The organism is Halostella salina, assembly GCF_003675855.1.
GTDB classification, from domain to species: Archaea; Halobacteriota; Halobacteria; order Halobacteriales; family Natronoarchaeaceae; genus Halostella; species Halostella salina.
The window spans coordinates 511,234-528,987 of sequence record NZ_RCIH01000001.1 but is presented as its reverse complement, the minus strand read 5'-3'; the positions used below and the strand labels follow the sequence as shown (position 1 = coordinate 528,987).

Genomic DNA, 17,754 nt, shown 5'->3' with positions numbered 1-17,754 from the left:
CCCCACAGCGCGTCCGAGACGGGCCGTCGTCCCGCCCCGAAGCTTTACTGTCGGCTCGCCGAAGGGTTTGCCATGCACGCAGACGAGATCGATCCGCAGGCGAAGGCCGCGGTCGAGCGACAGGCCCTGATACCGCTGCCCCACAGCCGCCGCGGGCTGAAGCTGCTCCGGCAGTTCTCCCGGGCGATGATGTGGGTCCGGAACCGCAACCCGCCGAGCGTCGGCGCGACCGTCGACGGGACGATCCCCGGGCCAGCCGGGGATCTGGACGCCCGGCTCTACGTGCCCGACGCCGACGGCCCGTTCCCGACGGTCGTCTTCTTCCACGGGGGCGGGTTCGTGCTGGGGAGCATCGCGACACACGACTGGCTCTGCCGGCACCTCACCCGGGAGAGCGGCTGTGCCGTCCTCTCCGTCGACTACCGGCTCGCCCCGGAACACCCCTTCCCCGCGGCGGTCGAGGACGCCTACGCCGCCGTCGAGTGGGCGGCCGCGAACCCCGACTCGGTCGCGGGCGACGGCCGGCTCGCGGTGGCGGGCGACTCCGCCGGCGGGGCGCTGGCCGCCGTCACCGCGCTCATGGCCGCCGAGCGCGACGGGCCCGCGATCGACCACCAGACGCTGCTCTACCCGGGCGTCGGCGTCGAGCCGGACCAGCCCTCCGTTCGGGAGCACAGCGGTATCGTCCTCGACGAGGCCGATCTGGACTGGTTCCGGGAGTGTTACTACGAAAGCGAGATCCACGAGCGCAACCCCTACGCGGACCCGACGAACGCCGGCGACGTCGCCGGCGTCGCCCCCGCGACGGTCGTCACCGCCGGGTTCGACCCGTTCCGGGACGGCGGGAAAGCCTACGCCGACCAGCTCGCCGGCGACGGCGTCGACGTGCGCTACGAGAACTACGAGGCCATGGTCCACGGGTTCCTGACGCTCCGCGGCGTGGACCGCACCCACGACGCCATCGCCGAGATCGGCGGCGAACTCGGCGACGTGCTCAGCGGCGAGTGACCGACCTTCTATGGAGGCTGAGAAGCGTGAGAATTCGGGATGGGCCAACGCGGTCTGTGTCTTCCGATTTTCCCACGGGTCGCTGACTCGCTCTGTTTGGGGGTTCGCAGGCATGGTTACAGGTCCTCCGGGATGTGTTCCTGACGCCGGCGCATCCGCTGGCGCTTCGACGCCTTGTCGTAGTGCTTTTCCAAGATCTCCTCGCTCACGTCGCCGCGGTCGCTCACCACCTGCCGGGGCGTTCCCTTGTCGCGGTGGGCAGTGATCGACCCCGTCCGGACCGGATGTGGAGACAGCGACGACGGGCACGTACTGGCGAAGTCGTTGTCCATCGCCTTGCACGTCTCCGGGTCGCGGTCGTGGGGGCACGGGTCCCCGATGACGCACGGGCGAGTGATGCGATAGACCCAGTTCTGTATCGTCGAGAGCGACGGGCGGCCGTGGGTGGTCGTGATGAGCGGCCGCCGCCCGTGTTCGTCGGTCACCTGGTCGCGGTTCGGACTCTGGATGTAGTCCGCCAGCACGGCGGCGGTGTGCTCGTGGATCGCCACGTCGCGCTCGCCGCTCGGCCCGTTCTTCAGCGGCGTTCCCTCCTCGGGGCGGTGGCGGAAGCACAGCGCGTTCTCGTCGGCGTCGAAGTCGCCCACGTCGAGCGCGCGGATGCCGCCCCGCCGCGCCGCGGTTCGCCACATCAGGAGCAGGGTAACGTGGACCTTCGACGCGTACCGGTACTGCCGGAGGAAGTCAAGCGTCGCCTGCGCCTGCTCGGGTTCGAGCTTGGTGTCGTCGCTCTGGTCCTCCGCCCGGACCGTCGGGAGCCGGATGCGGTCGGGGAGGCTCTCGGGAACCGCGTGCAGGTCGACGCACCGCTCCATGAACTTCCGTATCGTGGACATCTGCCCCTGCATCGTGACCGCGTTGCAGGGGTCGTCCTCCCCGTTGTCCTCCCGCTTGTACACGCGGTAGGAGTGGAGCGTCCGCAGGTCCACGTCGTTCATGTTGTGGATGCCCTGGTCCTCCAGCCACTCGATGAACGAACGCAGCCGGGCCTCGTGGCTCCGGTACGTCGAGTCGGCGAGGTCGTACCGGCGGTCGTCGAGATAGTACTCCAGCGCGGCCTCCGGCGTGATGGGTTCGAGGTCGTCGGTCACGCTTCCGACCCCCATTCACTCGCCGCCGTCTGCTGTGCTGGTACCCACGGTTCGACCGTCTCCGGGTCGAAGTTCATCAGGAGCCGCTCCTCGGCCTCCTTGCCGTTGCCCGCAGCGGAGTGGTGGGTCGTCCTCTCGACGGTGTGCCAGTCCTCGTACAGCCCCGGCGGGATCTCGGAGTAACTGACGATTGCGTAGCCGTCGATGTCCCGGAGCGTCTGCTCGAGGGCAGCGTGATCCGCAGCCTCCCGATAGAGATCTTCGTTCCCGAAGTACGGAGGGTCAAGGTAGTACACCGTCTCGTCGGAGTCGTACCGTTCGATGATCCTCTGATAGTCCTCGTTGACCACGGAGACGCCGCGGAAGCGGTCGGCTACCTGGTCAATCCGGACAGGGACGTTGGCCCAATTTCGTGCGTTCTTACTGCCAGTCTCGTAGTTTGGACTCTCACGCTTGAAGCCGCTCTTCCCCGATACCTTCGAAGCGTACTGGCTGTAGCGGAGGAACAGCCACCGCCCGGCGTGCTTGAGTTCGTCGTCAGGGCGGTCACCGCCGAAGAACTGATCAGCCCACTCACCGTGGAGCTGTTCGGAGAACGGCGTCATCCGGCACCAGTCGGCCAGCTCCTCCGGGCGCTGGCGTACAACCCGGAAGAACGTCACCACGTCGTCATCCTTGTCGTTGAACACCTCGACTTTGCTTCGGGGCTTGTTCAGCAGCACCGCCCCGGAGCCGCCGAACGGTTCGACGTATGTAGTGTGCGGCGGCAAGTGGTCGGTAATCCAGTCCGCCAATCGGGTCTTACCGCCGATGTAGGGGAACGCGCTCAGCGTCACGCAGATCCCTCCTGGTCGTCCTTCTTGATTCGCGGGGCGAGCATGTACGTCGCCTCGAACCCCCAGTCGTCGTGTTCGATCTCGAACTTCGCGGGGAACTCGTCGCCCCACTTCACGAGGAGCCGGTCGGCCTTCCCGCGCTTGATGCCGGTTGCGATGTCCGTCAGGTAGTCGAGGCTGAACACCGTCGAGAACGGTTCCACGTCGTCGGTCTCGGCCCACGCGCAGTTGGCGAACATCACGGCGTCCTCGGGGTCGGTCCGCCCGTCCTCGTCGTCGGAGGGCGTCGTATCGCCGCCCGCCTGACTCCCGAGTACGAACGTCGAGTCGTCGCGGGTGACAAAGGCGTGGTCGTGGTTGCTCTCGACGGCCTTGATGCCCTGGTTGAACGCCTTCACGCTCGGGTCCGCGCGGCAGGGGAGCGTGAGATCCGTCGGGATGTGGGGATCCTCCCGGAGCATGTCGGGGTCGACGCCGAACCACTCCGTGACGCGGGTGATCTCCTGGTCGGGGCGAGTCACCCGGACACGCATGCGGGCCGGGTCGTCGAACACGTCGATGGCGACGGGGTCGCCGTCGCCGCCGCGCTTGCGCGCCCACGTCACGGCGTTCTCGAAGGCCGGGAGCGACAGGCCGAACGTCGTGGGTTCGTGGACATCGAACCGGTCGAAGCCCTGGGCGTGGGCGGTCAGGTCGACCAGCGCGACGTTGGCCGGGTCGACGGCCCGCGTGTGGATGCCGTCCTCGTCGAACCGCACTCGGAACTCGTCGGCGACGGGGTCGAGCAGTTCGGTCAGCGACCGGATGGGGTCGCCGTTCGTGAGGATGCTGACGGCGGGATCCTCGTCGGCGTCGGCGGCGAGGTCGTCGGTCCGGTCGTCGGCGTCGACGGCGCGGCTCATGCGTCCACCTCCTCGCCCGGCAGGGGCGGCGCGTCGGTGGGCACGGCCCCGATCGCCTCGGCGTCGAAGGTCTCGACTTCGGCGACGGGCGCGCCGCTGTGATGCTTGTTGTTGTGGATCTTGCGGTCGACCTTCGCCCGGACGCGAAGCGTTGACGGGCGGTTCAGCCCGTTCTCGGTGTCACAGGAGGGACACACCGCGCGGTGGAAGGTCTTCGTCTCGCGGGTCGCGTCGGCGTCGCTCATGCCGTCACCTCCTCGCGGGTGGGCGTGGTGTCGACGGGGACGTGCTCGCGGTCGGACTGGACGACGCGCTCGGCGTGGAGGTACTGGTTTTCGGCGTCCTCCGGGCTCTTGTCGTAGCTCTCGGTCCGGAGGTAGATGACCGTACACCAGCGCCACTCGGGGACGACCTTCGTGCGGCCGTCCCACTGGCGGACGCGGGCAGCACCGGAATCGAGTACGTCGACGTTGGCGACGCCCACCTTCTCCGTGACTTCCTGGCCGTTGGACCGGGCCTTGGTCTGGATGACCGCGGGGTCACAGTACGACGGCAGGTCGAGCGGGTTGATCGACTGGTCCTCGGGTTGACCGCTGCTGGAAGACTCGTTCAAAATTCCATCACCTCGTTCACCTTCGCGTCGATAAGAACGGCCGTCCCGCACGCAGCGCAGTCTGCTTCGAGACTGAGATCTCCCCGCCCATTGTGAGAATCCCCGTAAGACGGCTCCCGGAAGTCCTCCAGGTACCTCACCTCGTGATCGCACTCCTCGGCAGGTTCACCGCCGTCGGTGAGGAGCCGCGGATCTTCGTCCTCGTACTCGGCGGCGAGCTGGTCCGCACAGGTTTGGCAGACGTAGCCGTCGGGGGTGACGACTTCCTTCTCGCCGTCACAGTCGGGCGTGTCGCAGCCGTAGATATCGCGGCCGCCGTCGGTGGCGACGCGCTTCGAGGAGACGGGCGTGACGCCGGTGGCCGAGCAGTTCAGGCCGTGGGTGTCGGCCCGGCTGTGGGCGTCGCCGCGGTCGGAGCACTCGTCGATTTCGCCGCAGGTGGTGCAGCGGACGAGGAACGCCTCGGGGTCGTGGGGGTCGTGGACGTACTCGAAGGCGAGGTCGTCGACGCCGTCGGCGGGGGACTCGACGACGCGGCCGCCGTCGGTGACGACTTCGCGGGCGAGATCGGGCGCGCAGTTGCCGCAGGCGTCGAGGCCCTGCTCTCGCGCCCACGACAGGGAGACCGAGCGGGTGGGGCCGCTGGCCTTGCTGGCACAGCCGAGCCCGCGGTGGAACGCGTCGCGCTCGGACTCGGGGTTGATGAGCACCGTCCGCGCGGCGTCGGATTTATTGGGAGACGACTCTTCTCGGGTCGTGCGGGCCTTCGTGCCCGCGTTGCTTGATTGCGACATAGCGGTTTCTCCACGGAGCCGCACTAAGCCGGGCGATGTGCCAGCATCGCCCGGCACGACGAAACCGGCGAGCGACATCTGGACCGAGTCGGCGGCTCCACTCGCACAAACGGGGTCATTCTGCATATATGTTATGGTGAGGTGAATAGGGGAAACTGGACCCTAAAATCCGAATAGACAACTGATAGGGGAACAAGTGTAGAAGCACAGGTAATGCGACATTCCGGGACGTGGATGACAGTATGGGATGACCGTATATTGGAGTATATCCGCGAGACAGAAGGTGAATCCGCCTCTGTGGGGGAATTAGCCAATAGCGATATTATCCACGTCTCCAACTCGCACGTATCTCGACGGTGCCGAAAACTCGCAGAGAAGGGTCTACTTCTCCCCCTCGGAAATGGAGTGTACGGAATGACTGACGAAGGCGAGGCGTACCTCGACGGCGAGTACAATGCAGAGGAGGAAGCCTACATCAACGGCAACGGCGAGAATAACGGGCCAACAGCATCCGAAACTGGCGATATCTAAGATAAGATGACCACACGACACGCCGCTACCTGGATGTGCCCCCTCGATGAGCGCACGCTTGAAATCCTCCGCAATGAAGACATGGCGTCGCCCTCCTACATCGCTCGCGAAGTCTCGTTATACGCGTCGACGGGACGGGTGAGAGAACGATGTATCATGCTGGTACGGGCCGAACTCGCCGCGCCGGTTAGCAAGAACTGGGGACACTACGAGATCACGACGAAGGGCGAGGAGTTCCTTGATGGCGAGCTGGATGCACGTGGGCTGCCGCGCCCGCAGGTCGCGTTGCTGTAGTCGAGACTCCAAGAGCAAAATCAGTTTGCCTGGAAACACTTCAATTTGTGCTATGGGGGGTCCTGCGCCGAAAAAACTAGATAGGAGGACCTCATAGACGCCAGCATGGCAACCACAGAATCCGTCAACGAAAGTACCACGATTACTGATCTTCCGACCGACAGGGAATATGACACCGAGGCTGATGCAGAATTAGATGAAACGCTTGTCCAGGCCATTGAACAGGCACGAGAAGCCGGTAGACAGAATTTAGCAGTAGTTTTAGAGAATGAACTGAAATCGCATTACTACGCTTGCCAACTGGGCCGTTAACTATCTTTCTGTCAATTCGGTACTAGATTATTAAGTGCCCGGGGGAGAGTCATTTGTACTATGGCAGATGACCCCGCAGTAAAAGAACAAGTCAAGCAGATCCTCCTAAATCACAAAGGTGAGGACAACCCTATCTCATCCCGCGAAATCAATGAAGAAATCGGTGTGGATGACATCGGTTCTTTCCCTTCTACGAGAGCAATAATACGTGAATTGGTTATGGATGACTACCTCCCCGTGGCTGCCTCCACTAAAGGATACTTTGTTATTCAGGATGAAGATGAATTGGAAGACTACATCGACCAATTAGAAAACCGAGTCATGAATATAACTGAACGAAAGTTCGCAGTCCAGAGAGCTGTTTTGGAGTGGGATGAGGAGATCGTCGACGAAGATAGCGACTTACTGTAGTCTCTCCTCACCAACGGAACCAAATCTTGCGAGCATAGCATTCTACACTTGGAGGAATTATCCCGACAGTCGAGAAACCTTTTGACCCCCCAGTATGGACAGCGGGGCCGGAGGGTGGCTCCTCCGAGTCGAGCCCACTTCTGGACCGAGTCGGCACTCGACTCTCTGGTTTTCACGGTGAACGATTTATTACCTGTAACGTGTATGAACCAAATATGGGATTTGGACAGGCATTCGAGGATGCTGGTGCGATTATAACGCTAATTGGGCTTATTCCTGCGTTTATTCTGCTCTTTGTTATGACTCAACAGATGACAAATCCCGAATTCAATATGATCGCTGCTTCCCGAGCGGGTATCAATGCAATCGCTAATGCTATTCAGCCGGCTATTTTTATCACGGTGATACTGGCAATTGTGATTTCACTTGTCAGGAGCGGTCAACGCTGATTACTCTTTGTGGGCTGGTTAATTGCAATTAGCCCGATTCAACGTCTGAAATCCTGGAATAGTCGATACTGTGTGTCTGTAGTTGAATACTCTCGTCGTATGCGTTGTAGATGTTTTTCTCGATCTTCCCGCCATCGCGGTCCTCGTACTCCATTTCGTGCCACCAGATGTGTTTCAAACACTGATCTTCTTCGAGATCTCCGATGCCCGTCGTCACCTCGAATAGAATTTCGGCGAAATGGAGGTCATCGAAAGTGGGCATTTCGGGATCGGGATTCGCAGGCGACGGATATTCGGTAGGGAACACTACCAGGTCTGGGATGACGCGACCGTTCTCAGTTCGGGCGCCTGCCGGCGGGTCGCGGATGATCATGAACTGCGGATCCTCGGCTTGGTTCAGACCCCACCGGACAGCTCGGTTGATGACTTCGTTCAACCGCGACGCTGGCGATTTGGTGTTTCGGGCGTTCCGTTCGCTCCACAGCATCAGGGAATCCGTGTTCTCCGGCACAAGCAGGTGACCGATACTTTGGCCTTCACCGCCCTTCACGTCCATCGCAAACACGTCTCCGGTACTCTCGATACGGCCTTTGAAATCGATACGTTCGCTACCGCGCTGATCGTCGAAGGTGAGGTATCCCTGCTCCGCCGCTGGTTCGAGGAAAACGTCTCGGACGATATCCTCGTTATCCGCGCCGTGAGATTGCCGAAACGTCCCGCCCAAAGAGAAAACGGCGTCCTTCAATTCGCGTTGGTAGTCGCCAGCGTCGATATCCCGGCCTTCGAAGATTTCAGGGTGTTCGTTGCCGAGGGTCTTGATTAGATCCTTGATTTCCTCTAACGTCTGCTCGCGTTCTTCAGTTCCTAAATCGGTGAATCCGAGATCGTCAGTCCAAGGGTTCTTATCAGCCACATAGAATCCCGGACACGGCGGTGGGATAACGAATAAATCCGCGAATACCTATGCATAGGCAAATATCTCTGTATATCCAAGGTAGTCACTCATCACTTCCTGCTTCGGATTCCCGAGTGGCCGTCTCAGGCAAAAAACTGGGACTTAGAATTCGGTGAGTGATCGCTGCTGTAAAGAGGCGAGCCGCTCAGCTATCACCGACTCGAACTCCTCGTTCAACTCGTATCCGATACAGGCGCGGTCAAGGCCAAGTGCGGAAGCGGCAGTAGTGCCACTACCGAAGAACGGATCGAGGACAGTGTCACCTGGATCTGTGGAAATTTCGACGATACGGTTGATCAGGGAAGCAGGATACGGCGCCTTGTGAAGAACATTCTGACCCACTGAACCGCGTTTCACGGGATGTCGCCATACGTTCCCGAGTCGGTGCTCTTCCGATATGGCCGGGTCTTCAAGCCCATTTTCTACCCCGTCTTCTCTGAACTTGTGATCCCGGTTCTTCGAGAGATAAACGACGTACTCTTTCTTGTTGACGACGTTCCGATCCGTCATCCCCGCGATGGCGGTGGGCTTGTACCAGGTGACGAAATCCTGTAGGACGAATCCGATATCTTCTGCTCGCTGAGCGATGTGGTATGGAAGGAGCTGGAGATCCCCACGTTCCATTACTGTATCAACGACGATCCACATGGTCCCGTCGTCGGAGAGTACGTCATAACACTCACTCCAGACCGCTTCCATTCGGTCGTGGTATTTCTCGTAAGACTCGTCGGAGGTCCCGATTTGATCTTCGTGCCCGTAGTCCTTCAGATCCCAGTACGGCGGTGATGTGATGACCGATTGAACGCTTCCGTCGTCAACTGCACTCATGTCCTCGCTCGACTCCCAGTGGACTTCCAGATTGTCGAAAGAATCCAGATCAGTCATTTTGTATCACCTGAACCTCCTCCGGTTCGAGCTGGTTGACCTGCCGGTTCTCCCCCGTGATAACGCTCTCAAAGTCATTCACCCAGAGGGTATGAACAGTCTCACCCTCAGTGGAGCCCACGAGTACACATCGACGAATAGCTTCTTCCAATGGGATCGACGCGGTTTCGTCGACCTCTTGGTTGTTAGTCAAAGTTCGGTTCTCCTCCAGCCATACGTTCCCCGGATCCTTCCCGTCGGGATTATAACGTCGAACCTCCGTATCATGGTAGGCGCTATTTCCCTCTTTTCGCTCACCGCCCCATTCGTTCCCCTCGTACACGTGGGCAACTCGGATTTCGTCCTTGTGGAACTGATACTGCCTCTTGTCTTTAACCAAAAGCAGGATCTCATCGTACGCCGATTCCATGTCGGCGCCGCGTTCGTTCCACTGATGGACCGTGATCGTGTTCTTCAGGGTAAGAGAGCTTTCTTGCCGGGCATAATCCGATACTGCCATCGAAATTGGCCAGAAACGTCCATCGCGGTAGTCATTTGGAGCAACGACCCACAGTGTTTCAGTCGGCTCCATTCGATCATAGATCCCATCCCAGACCCCCCGCGTCTTCTCAAGAACCTCGTTCTGTGAGTCGGCTGCAGATACCACCCGGCTCAAATCGACGAGATACATTTGATTGGTATCCAGTTTACCACCTGGGGTACTTGACCGTTTCACCATTCTCACCAATACATAGCTGTACGCCTATGCATAGGTATTCGGGTATCCATCGCTTATCAGCAACCCATTCCAACCCTGAAGGAGATGGGGCTGACGTTGACTGATGCAAAGCGTAGGATTCTCTCTCTATTAGATGAAGAACCCCGCCACGGCTACGCTCTCGCCAAAGATCTTGGAAAGCAAGGCCCTACCGTGTACGAGCATCTTCAAGAACTGGAAGAAGCCGGTTACGTGGAGAGTAGAGAGGACGGTCGAAGAAAGGTATATTCACTCACCGAACGAGGAGAACTGACCCTTCAGGCGGAACGTGCCGGAGAGTAACCACGGTATCGGTTGGTTCAGAGCTCAGTTACTGCCATAGTGTCAATGATGTTCTCCTCCGTAGGAGCAGCCAGATATGGCTCTATCGCATCGTACGACGACCACCCACCGAGCGCCATCACGATCCGCGGACTCACGTTCTCCTCGACGAGCAGGTGGTTCGCCCAGCAGCGCCGAAGGTCGTGCGTCGACAGCCGCCGGTAATCGTCGTCGCCGGTCGCCGCCGCCGCATCAGCCGCGGCCTCCTCCACCCAGTACTGCACGGTCCGCTTCGAGCGGTCGATCAGCGCCTCGTCGTCGGCGAGCCCACGCTCCTGGACGTAACGATTGATGACCGCCTCGAACTCGACGGGGAGCCACGTCTCGCGGTGCTTGCCCCCCTCGTACTCGCCGGTGGTGTCCTTCCCGCCGACTACCTCCAGCTCGTAGTGCCGCCCGTCGCTCATCCGGTCGATGTGCTCGGGCCGCACGTCGAGCACCTCCGCGACCCGGAGCCCACAGTCGCCCATCAACCGCACGGCGATCTCGTGCTCGAAGGTGTCCGCCGCTCGGGGTAGCTCGCGGTACTCCTCCCGACTCATCCACACGTTCCAGCTCCCGTCTCTATTGCGTTCAGTACGCATGGCGCTTCGCACTTTTCTTGAGTTACGTGCACTTCGTTCCACCGGACCAGTCGACCGACTCACTCAGAACGGCGGAATAGCGGGGGTTCGTGGGCTGTGGGCCGCGGTGGTTGCACGTTTCTACAAAAACACGCAATTGATAGGTACCGTGTAGTTACCTTTCAAACATCTTCGTTTCTAGCTCAGGACTTATAGTTTAGATCAATCTGGGCATTTCGCAGTCGTCTGTCCGTCCTGACATCGGACCCGACCAGAAATTGGTCAGTCAGTTCGAGCATCGTCGTACACGAGAACGGTACTGAAACGGAGAGATCAAACACCGGGGAAGCACCAGCCGGAAGTGCGTCCTCTATTGGTTCAAACTGGGCTTCATCATCACTTATGTCTATTTCTGACTCGCCAGTCAGGAACCATGTGGCGGTGATAGTCGGGTCCTCAACGGTTGCTTCCTCGGAAACTTCGCTGACTTCCCATTCATAATCTCCTCCAACCTCATCGGAGATCGCTTCAGTGACACGCTCTGCGACTCGAGAAGCACTGGTTCCTATCTCACCAAGCACTTCGTCGGTAATACTGTCGATGAATTCGTCTTCCTGAGCAGTCAGTTCCCGTCCCTGAAACATCAGGCCATATTCGCTGTAGACTGCCGGGAGGAGAGCGGTCAAGCGTGATATGTACTCCTCGCGTTTGCTTTCGGAGAGGGATTTTACAGTGCGCGCACGAACCAGTTCGACTGTCACGAGTTCAAATAACTTATTCCCGGGGACATAGATCACCTCGCCATCGATTGGAGGATCTGGTGCTCCCTCTACACCGATATGTTGCGACCCTGCACCATCGGTACGGAAATAGAGGTATGATGCCGGGATAGGATAGCCAGCTTGACCAAGTGGATACCCATTATATCCTTTTGGTGTCGTACCAAAGTTTTCCCGGGCAGTTTCTAGTAGTTCAACCGCATCCTTGATCGGGTACGGGTTCTCACTAATAGGTTTATACGAACCGGACTCCCCAAACGTTTCGAGTTTCCGTTTTGCTTTCGGATCGGTCTCAATCTGTCCATCCATCGGCGGCATTAATGGCACGATGGCACAGACATACGTGCCGCTAGCTGGGGCTCCGATCCCGTCAGCGTACCCGACACTTACGTTCGAAAGTGCGCCTGGTGCGTCTTCATCTCGTAATGGAAGTTCTTCACCGGTCTCCCTATGGAAGAGCGATGATACGGATCGGTGCGGGACTCTCACCGATGCCCCATCTATTGTCTTCCGAGATACTGCCTGGCCCTCCTCCAGCGAGATCGTTGCCGAGAGGTCGCCTGGTTGGTAGATTTTTTTAACAGTGTTCGTCCGACTGCCGCGGTCTAAGCGTGCTGTGATGGAATTACAACCGGCCAGACCAATCAGGGATCCTGCTGTTAAAGTACCAAGTATTTCACGGCGGGACCATCTTGAATCCATTTCACCACAGGATGGCGACTCTGGATTAGTATATATTTCTGTTCCAACCATATGAGAGAGTATAGAGTGTCATACAGGGGGACGAGGAGTATTACTCACTCCCCCCTTTCAGCAAACGAATGAAACGGTTATCGGAATGGGGAGCATGCCCTCTCCACTTACCACCATCGTGGCTAGCATCTCCTGAGATACGGCTCTACTCTCACGTTTCTGTACAAACACGCAGTTGAGAGACACCGGTGAAGGACGTACTGAACGTGCATTGCGGCTGGCCACGTCGGTATTCACCGTTCACATTCGCTCACAACAGAAAGTAGAGACTCCCGTGGACGAGAACGAAGAAGGAAATGACCATAATGATGCCAGCAGGGGAGTACATCCAGAGTGCTGAAAAGTCGCCAGTGTATCCGCGTTTCCGAGAGGAACTGAGATACGATCCAATATCGAAGAGAAAGTACGAGCCGGATAGGAGAATCGATAGTTCGACGAACAGTTCGGCCCAGAGCCGTTCGCCGACAACGAGACAGAGTCCTCCGATCACTGCAACCCCGACTGTCTGCCCTATCAATCCCCCAGCGATGTATAGATCGATGTGTTGGAATTGTGCTCTCTCAGCGTTGTATTCGGAATATGCTTCGCCATATCGAGGCTGTTCGTGTGGTTTCACCCAATCGTCTCCGTCACGTAATGCAACGTGCTGGGGGAAATCGAGAAGAACGATCCTGATGTCAGATCTCGGAATCCCGACAAGCAAGCGTCCGACACTATAGTGGCCGAACTCGTGAATGAACACGATGAGTCCGTACACGCACACAAATGCAACGAGTGACGGGATGGACTCGGCCATCGACAGCTACAGCGAACCGTCTGATAATAATGGTTGTGCAACCACTGATAGAAATGTACCCGTTTATCGACCACAGTCAGTCAGTCTCTTCTAACGTTCTCGGGTTCGAAATTACTCAGTTCGTCCATCCACTTACCACTCGGGTCATACCACCAGCAGGCTTTTCCAAACAGCAATCCAATCAGCCGGTATGAGCCTCACCACGGACGACTTCACCGAGTTCATGGCCGAGGACCCCGAGGACGATCCGAGTCTCCCGCTCGGTGACGCACTCGACGAGCTGGCAGTAGATGTCGAGGTCGACTCCGTCGAGGAAGTCCGTGATGTCCGCGAGCGGCTATGAGACTCCTTCTGGATACGAACGTTCTCGTCGCCGCCGTCACCCGTGACACGGAGCGGTCCGACGACGCGGTGAAGCTCCTCAACGAAGCCGACGAGACGTACGTCTCCGTGCTGAACCTGATGGAACTCCGTAGCGTCCTCACGAAGAAAAAGCAGTTCGAGCGCGACCGGATCGAGCAGATCGAGAACCGGATCACCTCCCGCGTCACGGTCACGTTTCCCGACGCCTCCGATATGATGGAGGCCAACCGGCTCCAGTCCGAGATGCTCCTCTACCCGATGGATGCCCTCGTTCTCGCCGCGGCCGACGCCGTCGACGCTACTCTCGTTTCGTTTGACGCCGAACTTGTCGACCATGGCGCGGAACACCCGAAAGACGTAGTGTAGGGACTCTGCGCGCTTCTGTAGGAAACAAAAACAGATGAAACCCTGTTCGGACCCATCTTATGTAACTAAATCAAAGATTTTTGGTTTCTGCTCCAAGTGTTCTCTGTCACCGTGGCTGATCACTCACTGATTTCTCGGAGACGGGTTGTAGCAATTGTTGGTTCTGGTACGGTAGTAGCCTTGGCTGGCTGTTCAAGCGGGGGCCGAGATAGTGCTGGTGATGAAACTACGGAACCTGAGAACACGTCGGCTGAAGCTGACCAGACTACTGAAGACCAGACCACAGAAACACAGGGGACAGAGGCTACAACTGCAACAGAGTCGCGATTCGCTACGGAAGGGGACGATTCGGTACCTATCGAAAAAGCCCCTGAAGAATTGGTTCTTAATATGTCCGAGCTGCCAGGGGATGGGTGGGAATCCAAAGAGCCGCCCGTCTTTGCAGGTGCTGAGCGACAGTCAAACCGGGCCTTTGCTCGGGGAGACAACAAGTCGGAGGTTCTGCACTGTAGTGCGGTATTAGCTGAGAATGTAGAAGATGCGCAGGAGTTCTATAACTACATCAACATTCGGAGAATAACGGGAGGTATAGAAGCCGACGAAACAATACAGCTCGATATCGCTGTGGATAGCCAATGGAGTTTTGCAGAATATGATCATCCCAGTGACGAGTCCAAAACGATAAAATTCCATCTACTGAAATTCAGAGACGCGAACGGATTTGGGATGATTCGGTGGAATCGAATTGATAGTAGCATCACAAGAGATGAGATCGGTCCATTAGGTGTGACTATGCACGAAAAATGGCGGTAGAAACCATATTGCCGGCATTCCTTACCGACTAAAATACCGTATCAATCGCAACTTTCGCCTGCTTCGTATCTCGATGATCGCCGCCACCGTGCCACCGAAGTATCGGTAACTTCGAGGAGTGAACCGCTTTCGACTTGAGAACCCGAATCCCACGCCCCCACGGCTTGTACGCCGCGAACGCGTACATCCCGTCGTGGTCCCGGAGCCTCCCGTGATACTGCTTGTACAGTTTGAACGTGCCGGGCTGGCCGTTCGAATGTTCGATCATCGCGGCCTTCAGCTCCCACGGCCGCCCGTCGCTATCGCGGGCGTCGTGCCAGCTGCATCGGTCAAGTTCGAGGCGGTACTCCTCCGCGAGATGCCGCTCGGCAAGCGTCCCGAACCGGTTCGCCCGGTGCGACCGATTCCGACTCACGCGGACCACGCGCTTCGCGCGCCGATATATATACTACTCCGCCGCCGCGCCGACGGCGCGCCCATCGGGGTCGTCCGACGCCCGCCAGGGTGTCGGGCGACGTATGGGCTAAAGGGGGGTTGCTTTCGCTTTCGAACTTTCGAACCCGACGCTCTCATGCGATCACCTGCTCCACCGTCGAAACCCACTCGCGTTTCTCGCCACCGTCCTGGTAGTCGTCGAGCCAGTTCTTGACGGTAGTGCGCGTGTACGGCACGAAATCCTCGATTTCGTACGGCGACATCCCCCGGTCCCGACACGCCTTCATCGTCCACATGGCCACCCGCTTCACGTCCTCCTCGGCGACCGCCTCGCCGTCCTTCTCCTCGCCGCTCGGCGCTTCCCAGGACCAATCTGACGCCTCTTCGGTCGCCATGTTCCAATCAGTCGGCGGGATGCCTTCGAGCGGCCGCGGGTCGACGTCGACGAGCTTCCCGCCCGAAATGCGGTCCGCGACGACGGCTTTCTTCTTGGACTGCTTCTTGATGATCGTGCCGACGCGCCAGAGGAGCGGGTGAATCGAACTCTCGTCGTGGCCGATGTAGATGAGCGCCCCGCCGTACTTGCGGATCTTGAACACCAGCGGCCCCATCAACTTCCGGACCTTGTGCCCTTGCTCGCCGGAGCCACTGGCCGCGCTGCTGAACTCGTCGCCGATGAACAGCTTCGGCTGCTGGGGGTTCTCGACGGGGTCACCGTCCTGTGCGACCCACTTGGTCAGCAGCGGATAGTTCGGTATCCAGCCGTCGTCGACGCTCCCGCCCTCCCGAACCCAGTCGTCGTTGCGGTCCAGCGTCCGGATGTTCGACCCGACGAGGAGGTTCCCGTCGACCCACCGCTGTCGGAGCTGGCCGAGAAGTCCCGCGAAGTCGGATTTCCCCGCACCCATCTCGCCCAACACGACGATGACCGGGGCGGGGCCGGCAACGATCTCCTGGAGCCGCGTCACCGTTTTGATGCCCGCCATGTCGGCCTGCTGGGATGGGTCGCCGATGTAGTGCTTCAGTGTGACTGTATCACCGTTCTCCAAGGCGTTCCGCGCGGTGTCGCTCCCTTCGGCCCGGAGGATGTCACGGTTCTTCTGCACCTGGAGGTAGTCGGCCGCGGCCTTCCCATCCCACTTCTCTGGGTCGTGGTGGACTGCCCGCATGGCTAACTGACGGTCGACCTTCTCGTCTCGGACGAACCCGGTGTGTGGGAGTACCTCCTCGGGGTCGCGCTCGCGGTTGCCGTCCTGGTACTCCCGAAAGCCGCCGACCGTGTAGTTGTCCTGTTCGTCGCTCATCGGTCGGTCCCTCCGTCGGTTGCCGCCTGGTTCGTCGAGTCGTCCGCCGCCACAGGTGTCCTCGGGCCGTGGGCTTCGGTGTACTCTTCGACGTACTCAGTCACGTCCTTGATTTCGTCTACGTCGCGCTCCTCGGCGTCCTGCTTGGCGTCCTCGAAGTGGTCCTTCACGGCCGTCCGCGGGTGCATCAACCCGCGCTCGTCGGCCTCGGCTTCCTCGTTCACTACGTCCCGCTGTATCTCCAGCCCCATCTTGGAGATGCGACCCCGGAGCCGGTTGTACTCAAGGAACGCGTCGACGAGGTCGCCGTGAATGTCCTCCAGCATCGCCTTCGTGGTGACGAGTTTGGAGTCGGCGAGTTGACTGAAGTAGCACCCGCGGACGACGAGCTGATCGGCGTCGTCGTGGTGGGTGAACTCGCGGACTTCGTAGGCGTCGCCGTCGTTGCACACGTACGGGCTCGGCCCTTCGACGGTTTTCTCATCCCACAGTTCGGGAGCGACGTACAGCTTTCGGCGGGTGTCGTCGACTCCGTTGATGTGGTACACCTCGACCATGTTGCGCCGTCGGAGCCACCGCGCCCCACTTACGAACAGACCGAACAGCGGGGGGCCGAGCAACAGCAGCGCGGCGAACATTCCGCCTGCGACCGGCGGGATACCCGGCACGGTGGGTTTGTACCACAGGAGGACGATCCCGACCGACACCAGGAGGCCGGCGACGAGTAGCTGTGCTTCCGCGATGATAAAGGTGAGACGGTCGCGCCAGTTCTGAAACGTCCCGCTGGTGTCGGTCATGCCTCGACCACCCCGCTCGCCTCGGTGCGGATCGTGTACCACGCGGCCAGTGCGGCCACGATGACGGTCATGCCGACTCCCCAGAACAGACCGGACTCTCCGCCGAACGTCTCGAAGGGGTTGGCTTCATCGTCCGGTGGGTCCATCGCGTTGCTGAGTCGGTAGGAGCCGCCCGCGGTGGCGACCGTCACGGACGACCCGCCGCGGACATGCTCGACCGGCATCGTCAGTTCATGCGTACCGCGGGAGAGGTCCCACGACTGCGACGGTGGCCGGGTCGCTCCAGTGGTGTTCACCCCGGCCATGCCGTCTGTGATGACCACTGTCCGGGAGATCTCCAGTTCGACCGTGACGTGAACCGTGTCGTTCTGAAACTCCCAGTCGGTGATACGTGCCGCGTCCGAGAGCGCCAGCGTCCCGTTCGGCGTCGACGGCGGCGCGGCGGTCGTCTGATTGGAGCTCTGATTTTCCTGCGCGGCCACCGGCTCGACCGCGGCCCACGTGCCCATGCCCATCGCCAGAGCCACCGCTGTCACCAGCAGCAGCGCGGAAAGAATACGGCGCAT

General features: G+C 59.6%; 26 protein-coding genes. 10 read left to right on the top strand and 16 right to left on the bottom strand.

The window, feature by feature from the left end:
* Positions 1–72 precede the first annotated feature (72 nt).
* Entirely contained in the window at positions 73–1,008 is a 936-nt protein-coding gene (locus D8896_RS02795; RefSeq protein ID WP_121820542.1) for an alpha/beta hydrolase, read from the top strand.
* Between the two features lie 116 nt (positions 1,009–1,124).
* Here the strand turns inward: D8896_RS02795 and D8896_RS02790 are convergent, their stop codons facing one another.
* The 6 genes from D8896_RS02790 to D8896_RS02765 are packed head-to-tail and all read right to left on the bottom strand — an operon-like array spanning position 1,125 to position 5,304.
* Complete coding sequence (locus tag D8896_RS02790; RefSeq protein ID WP_205596752.1) at positions 1,125–2,174, bottom strand: tyrosine-type recombinase/integrase; 1,050 nt, start codon at positions 2,172–2,174, stop codon at positions 1,125–1,127.
* The gene (locus tag D8896_RS02785) at positions 2,156–2,995 is read right to left on the bottom strand and encodes a DNA adenine methylase (RefSeq protein ID WP_205596751.1); all 840 of its coding nucleotides are present in this window, start codon (positions 2,993–2,995) and stop codon (positions 2,156–2,158) included. Before D8896_RS02785 ends, D8896_RS02790 begins: the two co-directional genes overlap by 19 nt.
* Positions 2,992–3,897, bottom strand: a complete 906-nt coding sequence (locus D8896_RS02780) for a beta clamp domain-containing protein (RefSeq protein WP_121820541.1) — start codon at positions 3,895–3,897, stop codon at positions 2,992–2,994. Before D8896_RS02780 ends, D8896_RS02785 begins: the two co-directional genes overlap by 4 nt.
* Positions 3,894–4,142, bottom strand: coding sequence for a hypothetical protein (locus D8896_RS02775; protein ID WP_121820540.1), 249 nt, complete (start codon positions 4,140–4,142; stop codon positions 3,894–3,896). Before D8896_RS02775 ends, D8896_RS02780 begins: the two co-directional genes overlap by 4 nt.
* Positions 4,139–4,510, bottom strand: coding sequence for a hypothetical protein (locus D8896_RS02770; protein ID WP_121820539.1), 372 nt, complete (start codon positions 4,508–4,510; stop codon positions 4,139–4,141). Before D8896_RS02770 ends, D8896_RS02775 begins: the two co-directional genes overlap by 4 nt.
* Positions 4,507–5,304, bottom strand: a complete 798-nt coding sequence (locus D8896_RS02765) for a hypothetical protein (protein ID WP_162991407.1) — start codon at positions 5,302–5,304, stop codon at positions 4,507–4,509. Before D8896_RS02765 ends, D8896_RS02770 begins: the two co-directional genes overlap by 4 nt.
* Positions 5,305–5,517: 213 nt before the next feature.
* On the opposite strand from D8896_RS02765, the gene D8896_RS20115 reads away from it, so the two are divergent.
* The 5 genes from D8896_RS20115 to D8896_RS02745 all read left to right on the top strand — a co-directional run bounded on the left by D8896_RS20115 (position 5,518) and on the right by D8896_RS02745 (position 7,301).
* The gene (locus D8896_RS20115; protein ID WP_121820537.1) at positions 5,518–5,835 is read left to right on the top strand and encodes a PhiH1 repressor; all 318 of its coding nucleotides are present in this window, start codon (positions 5,518–5,520) and stop codon (positions 5,833–5,835) included.
* Between the two features lie 6 nt (positions 5,836–5,841).
* Positions 5,842–6,129: a winged helix-turn-helix domain-containing protein gene (locus D8896_RS02755; protein WP_240451988.1), complete on the top strand. Its 288-nt coding sequence runs from the start codon at positions 5,842–5,844 to the stop codon at positions 6,127–6,129.
* A gap of 105 nt (positions 6,130–6,234) precedes the next feature.
* The gene (locus tag D8896_RS19125) at positions 6,235–6,441 is read left to right on the top strand and encodes a hypothetical protein (protein WP_162991406.1); all 207 of its coding nucleotides are present in this window, start codon (positions 6,235–6,237) and stop codon (positions 6,439–6,441) included.
* Between the two features lie 60 nt (positions 6,442–6,501).
* On the top strand, positions 6,502–6,852 hold the full coding sequence (locus D8896_RS02750; protein WP_121820535.1) for a hypothetical protein: 351 nt from the start codon (positions 6,502–6,504) through the stop codon (positions 6,850–6,852).
* Positions 6,853–7,067: 215 nt separating this feature from the next.
* A complete protein-coding gene (locus tag D8896_RS02745; RefSeq protein ID WP_121820534.1) occupies positions 7,068–7,301 on the top strand; it encodes a hypothetical protein in 234 nt (77 codons plus the stop codon).
* A 28-nt stretch (positions 7,302–7,329) separates the two neighbouring features.
* Here the strand turns inward: D8896_RS02745 and D8896_RS02740 are convergent, their stop codons facing one another.
* From D8896_RS02740 to D8896_RS02730, 3 genes are all read right to left on the bottom strand, one after another.
* The gene (locus D8896_RS02740) at positions 7,330–8,214 is read right to left on the bottom strand and encodes a hypothetical protein (RefSeq protein ID WP_121820533.1); all 885 of its coding nucleotides are present in this window, start codon (positions 8,212–8,214) and stop codon (positions 7,330–7,332) included.
* Between the two features lie 144 nt (positions 8,215–8,358).
* Positions 8,359–9,141, bottom strand: a complete 783-nt coding sequence (locus tag D8896_RS02735; RefSeq protein ID WP_121820532.1) for a DNA-methyltransferase — start codon at positions 9,139–9,141, stop codon at positions 8,359–8,361.
* A complete protein-coding gene (locus tag D8896_RS02730) occupies positions 9,134–9,859 on the bottom strand; it encodes a DNA methyltransferase (protein ID WP_205596750.1) in 726 nt (241 codons plus the stop codon). Before D8896_RS02730 ends, D8896_RS02735 begins: the two co-directional genes overlap by 8 nt.
* Before the next feature lie 84 nt (positions 9,860–9,943).
* Here D8896_RS02730 and D8896_RS02725 point away from each other — a divergent pair, with 84 nt between their 5' ends.
* On the top strand, positions 9,944–10,180 hold the full coding sequence (locus D8896_RS02725) for a winged helix-turn-helix domain-containing protein (protein ID WP_121820530.1): 237 nt from the start codon (positions 9,944–9,946) through the stop codon (positions 10,178–10,180).
* Between the two features lie 17 nt (positions 10,181–10,197).
* Here D8896_RS02725 and D8896_RS02720 read toward each other — a convergent pair whose 3' ends face one another.
* The 3 genes from D8896_RS02720 to D8896_RS02710 form a co-directional block, all read right to left on the bottom strand.
* Positions 10,198–10,803, bottom strand: coding sequence for a tyrosine-type recombinase/integrase (locus D8896_RS02720; protein WP_121820529.1), 606 nt, complete (start codon positions 10,801–10,803; stop codon positions 10,198–10,200).
* Between the two features lie 182 nt (positions 10,804–10,985).
* A complete protein-coding gene (locus tag D8896_RS19120) occupies positions 10,986–12,263 on the bottom strand; it encodes a hypothetical protein (protein ID WP_162991405.1) in 1,278 nt (425 codons plus the stop codon).
* Positions 12,264–12,564: 301 nt separating this feature from the next.
* Positions 12,565–13,110: a hypothetical protein gene (locus tag D8896_RS02710; protein WP_121820527.1), complete on the bottom strand. Its 546-nt coding sequence runs from the start codon at positions 13,108–13,110 to the stop codon at positions 12,565–12,567.
* 190 nt (positions 13,111–13,300) lie between these two features.
* Between D8896_RS02710 and D8896_RS19115 the strand changes: the two genes are divergently transcribed.
* The 3 genes from D8896_RS19115 to D8896_RS19110 all read left to right on the top strand — a co-directional run bounded on the left by D8896_RS19115 (position 13,301) and on the right by D8896_RS19110 (position 14,652).
* Positions 13,301–13,453, top strand: coding sequence for a hypothetical protein (locus tag D8896_RS19115; protein ID WP_162991404.1), 153 nt, complete (start codon positions 13,301–13,303; stop codon positions 13,451–13,453).
* A complete protein-coding gene (locus D8896_RS02705; RefSeq protein WP_121820526.1) occupies positions 13,450–13,839 on the top strand; it encodes a type II toxin-antitoxin system VapC family toxin in 390 nt (129 codons plus the stop codon). Before D8896_RS19115 ends, D8896_RS02705 begins: the two co-directional genes overlap by 4 nt.
* Positions 13,840–13,950: 111 nt before the next feature.
* Positions 13,951–14,652, top strand: coding sequence for a hypothetical protein (locus tag D8896_RS19110; protein WP_162991403.1), 702 nt, complete (start codon positions 13,951–13,953; stop codon positions 14,650–14,652).
* A gap of 28 nt (positions 14,653–14,680) precedes the next feature.
* Here the strand turns inward: D8896_RS19110 and D8896_RS02700 are convergent, their stop codons facing one another.
* The 4 genes from D8896_RS02700 to D8896_RS02685 form a co-directional block, all read right to left on the bottom strand.
* Positions 14,681–15,067 (bottom strand): hypothetical protein, encoded by a 387-nt coding sequence (locus tag D8896_RS02700; RefSeq protein ID WP_121820525.1) that lies wholly within the window; start codon positions 15,065–15,067, stop codon positions 14,681–14,683.
* A gap of 154 nt (positions 15,068–15,221) precedes the next feature.
* Positions 15,222–16,391 carry a P-loop NTPase family protein gene (locus D8896_RS02695; RefSeq protein ID WP_121820524.1) on the bottom strand — a complete coding sequence of 390 codons (1,170 nt, stop codon included), beginning with the start codon at positions 16,389–16,391 and terminating at the stop codon, positions 15,222–15,224.
* Complete coding sequence (locus tag D8896_RS02690) at positions 16,388–17,188, bottom strand: hypothetical protein (protein ID WP_121820523.1); 801 nt, start codon at positions 17,186–17,188, stop codon at positions 16,388–16,390. Before D8896_RS02690 ends, D8896_RS02695 begins: the two co-directional genes overlap by 4 nt.
* A complete protein-coding gene (locus D8896_RS02685) occupies positions 17,185–17,754 on the bottom strand; it encodes a hypothetical protein (RefSeq protein ID WP_162991402.1) in 570 nt (189 codons plus the stop codon). The genes D8896_RS02690 and D8896_RS02685 overlap by 4 nt, the downstream gene beginning before the upstream one ends.